Below are 12,710 nucleotides of genomic sequence, written 5' to 3'. Positions count from 1 at the left end.
CAACAGGAAGGTGGCGCGCACCATGGCGACGGCGACGAACAAGCCCGCCGGTGACGGCGACGGCCTCATGGAGATGTCGTGGGACCCGATCACCCGCATCGTGGGCAGCCTGGGTATCCACACGAAGATCGACTTCGCCGCGAAACGCGTCGCGGAGTGTTACAGCACCTCGTCCATCTTCCGCGGGTACAGCGTGTTCATGCGCGGCAAGGACCCGAGGGACGCGCACTTCATCACCAGCAGGATCTGCGGCATCTGCGGCGACAACCACGCCACGTGCTCGGTGTACGCGCAGAACATGGCCTACGGGGTGGCGCCGCCGCACCTCGGCGAGTGGATCATGAACCTCGGCGAGGCCGCGGAGTACATGTTCGACCACAACATCTTCCAGGAGAACCTGGTCGGGGTGGACTACTGCGAAAAGATGGTCCGCGAGACCAACCCGGGCGTGCTCGAACTCGCCGAGCGGACGGAAGCACCGCACGCCGGCGACCACGGCTACCGCACCATCGCCGACATCATGCGCTCGCTGAACCCTCTGGAGGGTGAGTTCTACCGCGAGGCCCTCCAGGTCAGCCGCTACACGCGGGAGATGTTCTGCCTGATGGAGGGCCGCCATGTGCACCCCTCCACGCTCTACCCCGGAGGCGTCGGCACCGTAGCGACCATCCAGCTCTTCACCGACTATCTGACCCGGCTCACGCGCTATGTGGAGTTCATGAAGCGGGTCGTCCCGCTCCACGACGACCTCTTCGACTTCTTCTACGAGGCGCTGCCCGGATACGAGGAGGTCGGCAGGCGCCGTGTCCTGCTCGGCTGCTGGGGCGCGCTCAACGACCCGGAGTACTGCGACTTCACCTACGCCAACATGGCCGAATGGGGCCGGCGGATGTTCGTCACCCCCGGCGTCGTCGTGGACGGCAAGCTGGTCACCAACAACCTCGTCGACATCAACCTCGGCATCCGGATCCTGCTCGGCAGTTCGTACTACGAGGACTGGGCGGGCATGGAGAAGTTCGTCGAACGCGACCCTCTGGGCAACCCCGTCGACGAGCGCCACCCGTGGAACCAGCACACGATTCCCGCCCCGCAGAAGCGCGACTTCGACGACAAGTACAGCTGGGTCATGTCGCCGCGCTGGTTCGACGGCAAGGACCACCTCGCCCTGGACACCGGCGGCGGCCCCATCGCACGCCTGTGGTCCACGGCCCTGTCCGGCCTGGTCGACAACGGCTACGTCAAGGCCACCGGACACAGCGTCGAGATCAATCTGCCCCGGACCATGACCAAGCCCGAGATGGCGCTCGAGTGGAAGATCCCGGAGTGGAGCAACGCCCTCGAACGCAACCGGGCCCGCACCTACTTCCAGGCCTACGCGGCCGCTTCGGCACTCCACTTCGCCGAGATGGCGATGGAGGAGGTACGCGCCGGACGCACCCAGACCTGGGAGAAGTTCGACGTGCCGGACGAGTCCATCGGCTGCGGATTCACCGAGGCCGTCCGCGGTGTGCTGTCCCACCACATGGTGATCAGGGACGGCAAGATCGCGAACTACCACCCCTACCCGCCGACTCCGTGGAACGGAAGCGTCCGTGATGTCTACGGCACCCCCGGGCCGTACGAGGACGCGGTGCAGAACACACCGATCTTCGAGGAGAACCCGCCGGAGAACTTCAAGGGCATCGACATCATGCGGGCCGTCCGCAGCTTCGACCCGTGTCTGCCGTGCGGCGTGCACATGTACGTCGGCGGAGGCCGGACGGTCGAGCAGACCCATCTGCCGACGGGACTGAGCGGACTGGCCTTCTGAACCTCAGGAGAGGGGCTTGCCGATGGCCGGACAGGACACGGGCGAGCGCATCGCCGCGCTGCTCGACGAGCTGGGGGAGAAGGCAGGACCCGAGGTACGCGACACGGCCGACGAACTGGTGCGCTGCGTCGTGGAGTTCTACGGCGAGGGGCTCGCCCGGACCGTGCGCCTGCTGCGCGCGGCACCGGGCGGGGCCGACCCGATCGAGGTGCTGACGGCCGACGAACTCGTCAGCGATCTGCTGATCCTGCACGACCTGCATCCCGAGGACACCCTGACCCGGGTGGGCCGGGCGCTCGACAAGGTCCGCCCCTATCTCGGCTCCCACGCGGGGGACGTCGAGGTCGCGGGCCTCGACACCGAGCCGGCGGAGGGCCCCACGCTGCGGCTCCGCCTGCGCGGCAGCTGCGACGGCTGTCCCTCCTCCACCCAGACCGTGCGGTGGACCATCGAGGAGGCGGTCTCCCGGCTGGCGCCGGAGATCGCGCTCATCGAGGTCGAGGGCGTGGCCGAGGAACCCCCCCAGGAGCAGCCGCTGCTCCAGATCCTGCCCCACCGCCCGGACGACGCACCGGGCGTGCCACCCGGCGACGACGGGCGCGTGTCGGTCAACGGCGAAGGGGACGCGGCGCACTGGCACACCGTGGCCCGGCAGACACTTCCCGTCCACGACCGCGACACCGGCGTCACCGATGTCGCGGGGCACGCGCTGCTGCTCGTCCGCCTGCCGGGCAACCTGTACGCCTATCGCGACCAGTGCCCCGGATGCGGCGGCAGCCTCCACGAGGCGCTGCTGGAGGCGGAGTCGCTGCGGTGCGCCCGGTGCGCCGCAACCTTCGACGTACGCCGGGCAGGGCGGGGCGAGCGCGGACATCTGGAACCGGTACCGCTCCTGGAGGAGGACGGATCGGTGCGGGTCGCGCTGCCCGGTGAGCTGCTGGGGGCGGGGCCATGAGCGCGGACGTACTGAAGCAGTTCACCCGGCGGCCCCCGCCGCCGGGGGAGCGCTGCGAACTGTGCGGGGAGCCGCTGGCGTCGGAGCACCGGCATCTGGTGGACACCTCACGGCGTTCCCTGAAGTGCGCCTGCATGCCCTGCCACATGCTCTTCACCCGTCCCGGCGCCGGGCAGGGCCGCTTCCGGGCCGTGCCCGACCGCTATCTGACCGACCCCGACTTCACTCTCGACGAATCCGGCTGGAACCGGCTCCAGATACCCGTCGGCCTCGCCTTCTTCTTCCGCAACTCCTCGCTCGACCGGCTGGCGGCCTTCTACCCCAGCCCGGCGGGCGCCACCGAGAGCGAACTGGACCCCGAGACCTGGGACGCCGTCCTCGGGCGCACCCGGCTCGCGGAACTTCTCGAACCCGATGTGGAGGCGCTGCTGTTGCACCAGGAGCGCGGCTCCCCGGCGACCTGCACCCTCGTGCCGGTCGACGTCTGCTACGAGCTCGTCGGCCGGATGCGGCTCCACTGGAAGGGCTTCGACGGCGGGGCAGAGGCGCGTGAGGATCTCGCCGAGTTCTTCCGACGCGTCACGGCGGCGGCCCGTCCGCTGGACGCCCGCGCCGAGCGCCCGAAGACCACCGCGGAAAGGGAGCCCCAGCCCGCTCCGGAGCCGGGGGGCACCCCATGACCGACCTCCACTTCGAGTGCACCGGCGCGCGGCCCGAACCCTTCGGAGCGAGCCCCACCCTGCTGTTCGGGCTGCGGATAGAGGAGTCGGACCACCAGCCCGTCCACGCGATCGCGCTGCGCTGCCAGATCCGGATCGAGCCCGTCCGCCGGCAGTACGAGCCCGAGGAAGTGGGCATGCTGGGCGATCTGTTCGGCGAGCCGAGCCGATGGAGCAGCACCCTCAAGCCGATGCAGTTCGCGCACTCCTCGATCACCGTGCCCGGCTTCACCGGCACGACGAACATCGATCTTCCGGTGCCCTGCACCTACGACACGGAGGTCGCTTCCGCGTCGTACTTCCGGGCCCTGTCCCGCGGCGAGATACCCCTGCTGTTCCTCTTCTCCGGCACGGTCTTCACCGGCAGGAACGGCTTCCGTGCCGAACCCATCCCCTGGCACAAGGAGTCGAGCTATCTGATGCCCGTGGACGTGTGGCAGCAGATGATCGAGGAGTACTTCCCCAACTCGGGATGGCTGAGGCTCCGCAAGGACTGCCTCGAATCGCTCCGGCGCTACCGCTCGCAGCGCGCCCTGTCGTCGTGGGAGCAGGTCTTCCAGGAACTGCTCGCCACCGCCGGCGCGAAGGGGGGCGACTGAGATGAAGAACCCTGTCGAGGAGGCCTTCGACCAGGCCCGCGCGGTCGCGGACGCGGTCCTGTTCGAGGGCTATGTCCTCTACCCCTACCGTGCCTCCTCCGCCAAGAACCGGATGCGCTGGCAGTTCGGCGTCCTGGTGCCTCCCGCCTGGGCCGTCACCGGTGGCGAACACTCCGTACAGCGCACCGAATGCCTCCTGGAGCCCCGCGACGGCGACCGGCTGCACGCGGAGTTGCGCTTCCTGCACGTCCGGCGGCGCACCGTCGAACAGCTCGGACCGGACGGCTCCTACACCGAGGTGCCCGAACTCGAGCTCGCGGACCGGGTCGTCGTGCCCTGGGACGAGGGCGCCGAGGAACGCGTCCTCATCCATGCGCCCCTCATCGAACTGACGGAAGATCAGGCGCACGCGCGCGCCGTCCGGTTCGATCTGCCGCCCGCCACCACGTACGAACCGGTGCTGGACGAGGACGGCACCACGCTGGGCCGGCTCGTCCGCCGCAGGGAGCGGCTGACCGGCGAACTGCGCCCGCAGATCGAGGAACTGCCCGGCCCCTACCGGGTCTCGCGGCTCACGGTGACCGTGCACAACACCACCGAGGACGCCGGTCCCGAGAGCGGCGGCCGGGAGGCGGCCCTCGCCCACAGCATGATCGGTACCCATCTGCTGCTCGGAGTGCCCGGCGGGCGCTTCCTCTCGATGACGGACCCGCCCGAATGGGCGCGACCGGCCGTCGCCGACTGCCACAACGACCACACCTGGCCCGTCCTGGCCGGCACGGACGGCCGGGAGGACATCATGCTCTCCTCGCCGATCATTCTGGAGGACCACCCCGTCCTCGCGGACGAGAGCCCGGGACCTCTCTACGACGCCACCGAGATCGACGAGATCCTCTCGCTGCGCACCGCCGCCCTCACCGATCAGGAGAAGCGCGAGGCCCGCGGCACGGACGTCCGTGCGTCCGAGGTCATCGATCTGGTCGACACCATGCCGGAAGCGGTGATGGAGCGGCTGCACGGGGCGATCCGCGGACTGCGCGAGGTGACGGGCGAGGAACCGGCGGGGCAGGCGCCGGCGCCCGCGGCCGGGCTGAGCCTGCCCGACGGCGCCGGACACCCCTGGTGGGACCCGGCGCAGGACGCCGAAGCGATGGACGTGCCCGCCACCGTGACCATCGACGGCGAGGCCGTGGGTGCGGGAAGCAGGGTCCTGCTCACCCCCGGCGCCCGTCGCTCCGACGCACAGGACGCCTTTCTCCTCGGCCGGCACGCCACCGTCGAGGCGGTGGTCAGCGACCTGGACGGCGAGACCCACCTGGCGGTCGTCGTCGACGACGACCCGGGCACCGATGTGCGCCGGCAACAGGGCCGCTTCCTCTACTTCAAGCCCGACGAGGTGTCCCCGCTGAAGGAGGAGCCATGACCGCAGCGGAGACAGCACGCCGTGTCCTCGTCGCCGGGGTGGGCAACGTCTTCCTCCAGGACGACGGATTCGGTGTGGAGACCGTCCGGTGGCTCGGCCGCGACCCCTCCCGACTGCCGCCCGGCGTCGAGCTGATGGACGCCGGTATCCGCGGTGTGCACCTCGCCTACCGGCTGCTGGAGGGTTATCGCACGCTCGTCCTCGTCGACATCGTCGACCGGGGCGGCGCGCCCGGCACGCTCTACACGATCGACGTCGGGCCCGAGCCACCTCGGGCGCGCCCGCCAGGGCCGCTGGACACCCACGCCATGGATCCCGCCACCGTGCTGGGCCTGCTGCACGACCTGCACGCGGGCGCGGGCGGCACCCTTCCCGACGAGGTCTACGTCGTCGGATGCCAACCCCAGGACACGGACGAGGGCATGGGCCTGACCCCGCCGGTCGCGGACGCCGTGGAGCCGGCAGCGGGACTCGTGCTCGGCCTCGTGCGCCGCGCGACCTCCGTACCCCAAAGGAGCTGAACACGATGGAGGCACACATGGAATGGACCTGGGCCGGACTGGCGGCCGTGGGACTCGCGATGGTCTACGGCGTCGCCAGGGTCGTGCCGGACGTACGGCGTTACCTGCGCATCCGGCGCATGTGATCCGGATGGTGCGGACCGGGGTCCGGGGCTTCCCCGCCCCCGCCCGCGACGTCCTCGAGCTGCACATACCGCTCGAGGAAGAGGTGGAGGGTGCTGTGCAGCTCACCGAGGCGTACGAACCACAGGGCGAGGTCCATCGCGCCCTGCTGGGTGATGGAGTACACCCTGCGCGCGGGACCCGTGGCCGAGGCGTGCCAGTGCGAGGAGACCTCGCCGCAGCTCTCCATGCCCCTCAGCAGCCGGTACACGTGCGCCGATTCGGCCTCGGCCCAGCCGAAAGCCCCCAGTCGCTGCACCAGCTCGTAGCCGTGACCCCGACGTTCGGCGAGCAGCAGGAGCAGGACCGGGGTGAGCAGAGCCCGTCGCTCGACCTCGTGACCAGCCATCGTTCTTTCAGAGTAGCCAGGCAGGCCGGGTCCGCCCACCGGGGCGGGGCGGACCGCGGTGCGGGCAGGTGAGCGCCGTGCACGAACTCTCCATCGCGATGGCCGTCATCGACCAGGTCCGAGGCGCCGTCCCGGACGAGCGGGTCGCATCGCTGACCCTGCGGATCGGCGAGCTCGTCGCGGTGGTCCCCGAGGCTCTGGACTTCTCCTTCGGTCTGGCCGCCGACGGCACTCTGCTCGCGGGGGCCCGGCTGGTGATCGAGACTGTTGACGGAGAGGCCCACTGCGACGGCTGCGGCCGGGACACACCGACGGGGATGCCCCCGGTGCTGTGGTGCGGCGACTGCGAGCGCCCGCTGACCCTGGTCGCCGGCCGGGAACTGGAGATCGTCCGGGTGGTCGTGGCCGACGAGGGCCCGGCCGGGACCGCGGTGGGTGACACCGCCCGGGACACGACACGCGACGAGGAGACGAGCCATGTGCCGCACCGTTGACCTCCACCAGGCCGTGCTCGCGAAGAACGACGAGAACGCCCTGGCGCTGAGGCGCTTTCTGGCGTCGCGCGGCACGGTCGCCGTGAACCTGATGTCCAGCCCCGGCAGCGGCAAGACCGCCCTGCTCGAACAACTTCTGACCCGCGCGGTCGCGGCGGGCACACCGGCCGCCGCCGTCACCGCCGACCTGGCCACCGAGAACGACGCCACGCGGCTCGCCCGCTCCGGCGCTCCCGTGCAGCAGATCCTCACCGACGGCCTGTGCCATCTGGAGGCGGGCATGCTCCAGGCCCGGCTGGAGGACTGGCTGCCCGACGGCACCCGTCTGCTGTTCGTGGAGAACGTCGGCAACCTCGTCTGTCCCGCCTCCTACGACCTCGGCGAGACACTGCGGATCGCACTCGCCTCGGTGACCGAGGGTGAGGACAAGCCGGTCAAGTACCCGGCTGCCTTCGGTCTCGCTCAGCTGGTGGTCGTCACCAAGACCGATCTCGCGGATGCCGTGGGCTTCGCACGCGAGACGTTCCTCGGCGGAGTCCAGCAGGTCAACCCCGGTGTTCCGGTCCTGGAGACCTCCGCCCGCACCGGAGAGGGCGTCGACGCGCTCCTCGCCCACATCCTGCGCGGCGCCGAGGGCGGGGAGACGCACACCCCGGTGCTGGCGCGGCAGCACGAGAAGCATCTGCACAGCCACGCGAACGGCACGGTGCGGGAACCGGGGCCGGTGTCATGACCGGCGACCGGAGCCGAGAGCGCAGGCAGGTCACCGTCCGCGGTGTCGTGCAGGGCGTCGGCTTCCGGCCCTTCGTCTACACCCTCGCCGACGAACTCGGCCTGACGGGATGGGTCACCAACAACGCGGACGGAGTCGTCGCCGAGGTGGAAGGCCCGGGGCGGGCCGTCGCGGACTTCTGTACGCGTATCGCCGCCGAGCCCCCGCCGCTCGCGGTCGTCGAGTCCGTCGAGCACCGCGCCGTACCCCCACAGAGCGGTGACCACGGGTTCACCATCCGGCCCTCCGCCGGCGGACCCGGCCGCACCCTGGTCTCCCCGGACACCGCCACCTGCGACGACTGCCTGCGCGAGCTCGCCGATCCCGCCGACCGGCGCCACCGGCACCCGTTCATCACCTGCACGCACTGCGGTCCGCGCTTCACCGTGGTGACCTCGCTGCCGTACGACCGGGACCGGACCACCATGGCCGCGTTCCCGATGTGCGCCGGCTGCCGGCGCGAGTACACCGCGCCCGGCGACCGGCGCTTCCACGCGCAGCCCATCGCCTGTCCCTCCTGCGGTCCCCGGCTCACCCTGCGCCGCGGATCCGCGGACACCGCTCCGCGCCGGGACGCCGCCGCGCTCGCCGAGGCCCGCAGCCTGCTCGCTCAGGGCGCCGTCCTGGCCGTGAAGGGTCTCGGCGGCTACCACCTGGCCTGCGACGCGAGCGATCCCACGGCCGTTCGGACGTTGCGCAAGCGCAAGAACCGTGGCGACAAGCCCTTCGCCGTGCTGGCGGACTCACTGGAGACGGTCGAGCGGCTCGCCGAAGTCAGTGTGGAGGAAAGGGAGTTGCTCCTGGGTCCGCGCAAGCCCGTCGTACTGTTGCGGCGTCACCGGACCGAGCCCGCCGCCGACGTGGCGCCCGGTGTCGCACCCGGCAGCCCCGACCTCGGCGTGATGCTGCCGTACACCCCCCTGCACCGATTGCTCCTCGGACTGCCCGGTGATCCGCCCGGTCCCGACGTCCTCGTCATGACCAGCGGGAACCGCGCAGGCGAGCCCATCGCCACCGACGACACCGAGGCCCTCACGCGCCTCGACGGACTGGCCGACGCCTGGCTGATGCACGACCGCCCCATCCACGTGCCCTGCGACGACTCGGTCGTCCGGATCTGCGCCGGTGCCGAACTGCCGGTGCGCCGTTCACGCGGCTACGCCCCCTTCCCGGTCGCCCTGCCGGTGCCCGTGGTTCCCGCGCTCGCCGTGGGCGGCGATCTGAAGAACACTTTCTGCGCGGGCGACGACCGCTACGCCTGGATGTCCGCGCACGTCGGGGACATGGACGATCTGGCCACCCTCACCGCGTTCGAACGCGCCACCGCGCATCTGACGGACCTCACCTCCGTCACCCCGCGGATGCTGATCGCCGACCGGCACCCCGGCTACCGCTCCACCCACTGGGCGCGACGCGCGGCCGAGACCTCCGGACTGCCCCTGCGCCAGGTCCAGCACCACCACGCCCACGTCGCCTCCGCGATGGCCGAACACGGCCTGGACGGCACGGCGCCGGTCATCGGGATCGCCTTCGACGGCACGGGGTACGGCGATGACGGCACGGTCTGGGGCGGTGAGGTGCTCATCGCCGACTACGACGGATACCGGCGGTTCGCGCACCTGGCCCCTGTGCCGCTGCCGGGCGGCGACGCGGCCGTCCGCAACCCCTACCGGATGGCCCTGTCCCATCTGAGGGCCGCGGGGCTGCCGTGGTCGGACGACCTGCCGTGCACCGCGGTCGCCACACCGGGGGAGCGCCGGCTGCTCGAACGCCAACTGGAGCGCGATCTCGCCTGTGTGCCCACGTCCAGCATGGGGCGCCTGTTCGACGCGGTGTCCTCGCTGGCGGGGGTCTGCCACCGGGTGGAGTACGAGGCGCAGGCCGCCATGGAGCTGGAGAACGCCGCCCTGTCCGATGTCACCGGCAGTGTCGGCGACGACGCGCGGAATGACGCGTACCGGTTCATCCTGGGAGCGGAGACCGAGGACCCCGAGGCACCGCTGATCGCCGATCCGGCGCCGGTTCTCGCGGCCGCCGTCGCGGACATCCGCGCGGGGGCACATGCCGGGCCCGTGGCCCGTCGTTTCCACCAGGGCGTGATCGCCCTGGTCCAGGAGGTGTGTGAGGTGGCCCGACACCGTACGGGCATCGAGACGGTGGCTCTGAGCGGCGGGGTTTTCTGCAACGCCCTGCTGACACAGGGCTGCTGCGACGTCCTCGAAGGGGACGGCTTCACCGTGCTGCGGCACCGCCGGGTGCCGCCCAACGACGGCGGTCTGGCCCTCGGACAGCTGATCGTCGCCGCCCGAGCCGAGGAGTGAGGGAGGAACGCATCATGTGTCTGGCCGTACCCGGCAGAGTGCTGGAGATCGAGGAACGCGACGCGACGCGGATGGCCAAGGTGGACTTCGGCGGTGTCGTCAAGGACGTGTGTCTGGAATACGTGCCGGACATGCAGGTCGGGGACTACGCGATCGTCCATGTGGGCTTCGCGCTGCAACGCCTGGACGAGGAATCGGCCAAGCAGACTCTCGAACTCTTCGAGAACCTGGGCGTGCTGGAGGAGGAGTTCGGCGACGCCTGGGGCAAGGCCGCCCGGGACGCGGGCGCGGAACGCCCGGCCGGTACCGAAATCCCCGGCGCCGGGGACACCCCCGTGGAACCCGCCGACAAGGAGGCGCGGTCATGAAGTATCTGGACGAGTTCAGCGACCCGGTCCTCGCCAAGCGGCTCTTCGACGACATCCGGGCCGTCACCACCCAGCCCTGGTCGCTCATGGAGGTCTGCGGCGGGCAGACGCACTCGATCATCCGGCACGGCATCGACCAGCTGCTGCCCGAGGAGATCCAGCTGATCCACGGACCGGGCTGCCCCGTGTGCGTCACCCCGCTGGAGATCATCGACAAGGCGCTGGAGATCGCCTCCCGCCCGGACGTGATCTTCTGCTCCTTCGGCGACATGCTGCGCGTGCCCGGCAGCGGCCGCGACCTCTTCAAGGTCAAGAGCGAGGGCGCTGACGTTCGCGTGGTGTACTCGCCCCTGGACTCGCTGCGGATCGCCCAGGAGAACCCGGACCGTCAGGTCGTCTTCTTCGGCATCGGCTTCGAGACCACGGCACCCCCGAACGCGATGACCGTGTACCAGGCCAAGAAGCTCGGCATCTCCAACTTCAGCCTGCTGGTCTCCCATGTCCGGGTGCCCCCCGCCATCGACGCGATCATGAACTCCCCGGACTGCCGGGTGGAGGCGTTCCTCGCCGCCGGCCATGTGTGCACCGTCATGGGCACCGGCGAGTACCCCGGTCTCGCCGAGAAGCACCGGGTGCCGATCGTGGTCACCGGTTTCGAGCCCCTGGACATCCTGGAGGGCATCCGCCGCGCCGTGCGGCAACTGGAGTCCGGACAGCACACGCTGGAGAACGCCTACCCCCGCGCCGTGCAGGCCGGCGGCAGTCCGGCCGCCCAGGCCATGCTGGCCGACGTCTTCGAGGTCACCGACCGGTCGTGGCGCGGCATCGGCATGATTCCGCAGAGCGGCTGGCGCCTGTCGCCCAAGTACCGGGAGTACGACGCCGAGTACCGCTTCTCGGTGACCGGCATCGACACCGAGGAGTCCACGGTCTGCCGCAGCGGCGAGGTGCTTCAGGGCCTCATCAAGCCGCACGAGTGCGCCGCCTTCGGCAAGGAGTGCACACCGCGCAACCCGCTCGGCGCCACCATGGTCTCCAGCGAGGGCGCCTGCGCCGCGTACTACCTGTACCGGCGGCTGGAGGCACCGAACAAGGAGGCGAGTTCCGTTGGCTGACTCCGCTTCGGCACCCGTCGACTTCTCCGGGTGGACCTGCCCGGCGCCCCTGCGCGATCACGAGCGGATCGTGATGGGGCACGGCGGCGGGGGGACGCTCTCCGCCGAGCTGGTGGAGCATCTGTTCGCGCCGGCGTTCGGCAGCGACGTCCTCGCCGAACTGGGCGACTCCGCGCATCTGATCCTCGGCGGCGCCCGTCTCGCGTTCTCGACCGACTCGTTCGTGGTGCGGCCCCTGTTCTTCCCCGGCGGCAGTATCGGTGACCTCGCGGTCAACGGGACGGTCAACGACCTGGCGATGGTGGGGGCCGTGCCCGCCTACCTCTCCTGCGGTTTCATCCTGGAGGAGGGCGTCGAACTCGCCCTCGTCGGGCGGGTGGCCGAAGCACTCGGAGAAGCCGCCAGGACCGCCGGGGTGGTCATCGCGACCGGGGACACGAAGGTCGTCGACGCGGGCCACGGCGACGGCATCTTCATCAACACCGCGGGCATCGGCCTGATCCCGGACGGCATCGACATCCGTCCGCAGCGCGCGGCGCCGGGGGACGTGGTTCTCGTCAGCGGACCGATCGGCGTGCACGGTGTGGCGATCATGAGCGTGCGCGAAGGGCTGGAGTTCGGCGTCGAGATCCAGAGCGACACCGCGTGCCTGGCCGGACTGGTGGCGGACATGCTGGCGGTGTGCCCGGACATCCACGTCCTGCGCGACCCAACCCGCGGTGGTCTGGCCACCTCCCTCAACGAGATCGCGGCGGCCGGCGGCGTGGGCGTCACGCTCGACGAGCGGTCCCTGCCCGTCCCCGACACGGTCGCCAACGCCTGTGCCTTCCTCGGCCTCGACCCGCTGTACGTCGCCAACGAGGGCAAGCTGGTGGCCTTCGTCCCGCCGGATCACGCGGACGCGGTTCTCGCGGCCATGCGCGCGCACACCCTGGGCAAGGAGTCCGTGGCGATCGGCCACTGCGTCGAGGAGCACGCCGGGATGGTGGTCGCGGCCACCGGTCTCGGCGGGACACGTGTGGTGGACATGCCGCTCGGCGAGCAACTGCCGCGCATCTGCTGACCAACAGCCCGGGCCGCCGCCGCGGGGTGAGCCGCGGCG

14 protein-coding genes are annotated in these 12,710 nt (G+C 70.7%); 13 read left to right on the top strand and 1 reads right to left on the bottom strand.

Features of this window, described 5'->3' with window-relative positions:
• Nucleotides 1-22 precede the first annotated feature (22 nt).
• From ACFWU3_RS27320 to ACFWU3_RS27290, 7 genes are read left to right on the top strand one after another with little or no spacing between them, the layout of a single operon-like run.
• Nucleotides 23-1,810 (top strand): nickel-dependent hydrogenase large subunit, encoded by a 1,788-nt coding sequence (locus tag ACFWU3_RS27320; RefSeq protein WP_313948064.1) that lies wholly within the window; start codon nucleotides 23-25, stop codon nucleotides 1,808-1,810.
• A gap of 22 nt (nucleotides 1,811-1,832) precedes the next feature.
• Nucleotides 1,833-2,765: a NifU family protein gene (locus tag ACFWU3_RS27315; protein ID WP_384442883.1), complete on the top strand. Its 933-nt coding sequence runs from the start codon at nucleotides 1,833-1,835 to the stop codon at nucleotides 2,763-2,765.
• Entirely contained in the window at nucleotides 2,762-3,445 is a 684-nt protein-coding gene (locus ACFWU3_RS27310) for a DUF5947 family protein (protein WP_384442880.1), read from the top strand. Before ACFWU3_RS27315 ends, ACFWU3_RS27310 begins: the two co-directional genes overlap by 4 nt.
• Nucleotides 3,442-4,083 carry a DUF6084 family protein gene (locus ACFWU3_RS27305; protein WP_328859656.1) on the top strand — a complete coding sequence of 214 codons (642 nt, stop codon included), beginning with the start codon at nucleotides 3,442-3,444 and terminating at the stop codon, nucleotides 4,081-4,083. The genes ACFWU3_RS27310 and ACFWU3_RS27305 overlap by 4 nt, the downstream gene beginning before the upstream one ends.
• Nucleotide 4,084: 1 nt before the next feature.
• Nucleotides 4,085-5,506: a hypothetical protein gene (locus ACFWU3_RS27300; RefSeq protein WP_384442877.1), complete on the top strand. Its 1,422-nt coding sequence runs from the start codon at nucleotides 4,085-4,087 to the stop codon at nucleotides 5,504-5,506.
• The gene (locus tag ACFWU3_RS27295; RefSeq protein WP_384442874.1) at nucleotides 5,503-6,027 is read left to right on the top strand and encodes a hydrogenase maturation protease; all 525 of its coding nucleotides are present in this window, start codon (nucleotides 5,503-5,505) and stop codon (nucleotides 6,025-6,027) included. The genes ACFWU3_RS27300 and ACFWU3_RS27295 overlap by 4 nt, the downstream gene beginning before the upstream one ends.
• 5 nt (nucleotides 6,028-6,032) lie before the next feature.
• Nucleotides 6,033-6,152 carry a DUF6893 family small protein gene (locus tag ACFWU3_RS27290; protein WP_384442871.1) on the top strand — a complete coding sequence of 40 codons (120 nt, stop codon included), beginning with the start codon at nucleotides 6,033-6,035 and terminating at the stop codon, nucleotides 6,150-6,152.
• On the opposite strand, the gene ACFWU3_RS27285 is transcribed toward ACFWU3_RS27290, so the two are convergent.
• Complete coding sequence (locus ACFWU3_RS27285) at nucleotides 6,128-6,538, bottom strand: helix-turn-helix transcriptional regulator (RefSeq protein WP_313948071.1); 411 nt, start codon at nucleotides 6,536-6,538, stop codon at nucleotides 6,128-6,130. The genes ACFWU3_RS27290 and ACFWU3_RS27285 overlap by 25 nt on opposite strands.
• 77 nt (nucleotides 6,539-6,615) lie before the next feature.
• Here ACFWU3_RS27285 and ACFWU3_RS27280 point away from each other — a divergent pair, with 77 nt between their 5' ends.
• The 6 genes from ACFWU3_RS27280 (at nucleotide 6,616) to hypE (ending at nucleotide 12,671) form a co-directional block, all read left to right on the top strand.
• Nucleotides 6,616-7,032, top strand: a complete 417-nt coding sequence (locus tag ACFWU3_RS27280; RefSeq protein ID WP_384442868.1) for a hydrogenase maturation nickel metallochaperone HypA — start codon at nucleotides 6,616-6,618, stop codon at nucleotides 7,030-7,032.
• On the top strand, nucleotides 7,016-7,765 hold the full coding sequence (gene hypB, locus ACFWU3_RS27275; RefSeq protein ID WP_384442865.1) for a hydrogenase nickel incorporation protein HypB: 750 nt from the start codon (nucleotides 7,016-7,018) through the stop codon (nucleotides 7,763-7,765). Before ACFWU3_RS27280 ends, hypB begins: the two co-directional genes overlap by 17 nt.
• The gene (gene hypF, locus ACFWU3_RS27270) at nucleotides 7,762-10,125 is read left to right on the top strand and encodes a carbamoyltransferase HypF (protein WP_384442862.1); all 2,364 of its coding nucleotides are present in this window, start codon (nucleotides 7,762-7,764) and stop codon (nucleotides 10,123-10,125) included. Before hypB ends, hypF begins: the two co-directional genes overlap by 4 nt.
• A gap of 14 nt (nucleotides 10,126-10,139) precedes the next feature.
• Nucleotides 10,140-10,493 (top strand): HypC/HybG/HupF family hydrogenase formation chaperone, encoded by a 354-nt coding sequence (locus ACFWU3_RS27265; protein ID WP_384442859.1) that lies wholly within the window; start codon nucleotides 10,140-10,142, stop codon nucleotides 10,491-10,493.
• On the top strand, nucleotides 10,490-11,608 hold the full coding sequence (gene hypD / locus ACFWU3_RS27260; protein WP_313948076.1) for a hydrogenase formation protein HypD: 1,119 nt from the start codon (nucleotides 10,490-10,492) through the stop codon (nucleotides 11,606-11,608). Before ACFWU3_RS27265 ends, hypD begins: the two co-directional genes overlap by 4 nt.
• Before the next feature lie 73 nt (nucleotides 11,609-11,681).
• Complete coding sequence (gene hypE / locus ACFWU3_RS27255) at nucleotides 11,682-12,671, top strand: hydrogenase expression/formation protein HypE (RefSeq protein ID WP_384442993.1); 990 nt, start codon at nucleotides 11,682-11,684, stop codon at nucleotides 12,669-12,671.
• The last annotated feature ends 39 nt before the right edge of the window (nucleotides 12,672-12,710 follow it).

The sequence above is a fragment of the Streptomyces sp. NPDC058685 genome (assembly GCF_042714725.1).
Classification (GTDB): Bacteria; Actinomycetota; Actinomycetes; order Streptomycetales; family Streptomycetaceae; genus Streptomyces.
This window is presented reverse-complemented; position numbering and strand designations above follow the sequence as displayed.

Excerpts from the sequence above, each read along its gene's own strand:
- ACFWU3_RS27320 (WP_313948064.1), top strand. The coding sequence starts at position 23 with ATGGCGACGGCGACGAACAAGCCCGCCGGTGACGGCGACGGCCTCATG.
- ACFWU3_RS27315 (WP_384442883.1), top strand. The coding sequence starts at position 1,833 with ATGGCCGGACAGGACACGGGCGAGCGCATCGCCGCGCTGCTCGACGAG.
- ACFWU3_RS27310 (WP_384442880.1), top strand. The coding sequence starts at position 2,762 with ATGAGCGCGGACGTACTGAAGCAGTTCACCCGGCGGCCCCCGCCGCCG.
- ACFWU3_RS27305 (WP_328859656.1), top strand. The coding sequence starts at position 3,442 with ATGACCGACCTCCACTTCGAGTGCACCGGCGCGCGGCCCGAACCCTTC.
- ACFWU3_RS27300 (WP_384442877.1), top strand. The coding sequence starts at position 4,085 with ATGAAGAACCCTGTCGAGGAGGCCTTCGACCAGGCCCGCGCGGTCGCG.
- ACFWU3_RS27295 (WP_384442874.1), top strand. The coding sequence starts at position 5,503 with ATGACCGCAGCGGAGACAGCACGCCGTGTCCTCGTCGCCGGGGTGGGC.
- ACFWU3_RS27290 (WP_384442871.1), top strand. The coding sequence starts at position 6,033 with ATGGAGGCACACATGGAATGGACCTGGGCCGGACTGGCGGCCGTGGGA.
- ACFWU3_RS27285 (WP_313948071.1), bottom strand. The coding sequence starts at position 6,538 with ATGGCTGGTCACGAGGTCGAGCGACGGGCTCTGCTCACCCCGGTCCTG.
- hypB (WP_384442865.1), top strand. The coding sequence starts at position 7,016 with ATGTGCCGCACCGTTGACCTCCACCAGGCCGTGCTCGCGAAGAACGAC.
- hypF (WP_384442862.1), top strand. The coding sequence starts at position 7,762 with ATGACCGGCGACCGGAGCCGAGAGCGCAGGCAGGTCACCGTCCGCGGT.
- ACFWU3_RS27265 (WP_384442859.1), top strand. The coding sequence starts at position 10,140 with ATGTGTCTGGCCGTACCCGGCAGAGTGCTGGAGATCGAGGAACGCGAC.
- hypD (WP_313948076.1), top strand. The coding sequence starts at position 10,490 with ATGAAGTATCTGGACGAGTTCAGCGACCCGGTCCTCGCCAAGCGGCTC.
- hypE (WP_384442993.1), top strand. The coding sequence starts at position 11,682 with ATGGGGCACGGCGGCGGGGGGACGCTCTCCGCCGAGCTGGTGGAGCAT.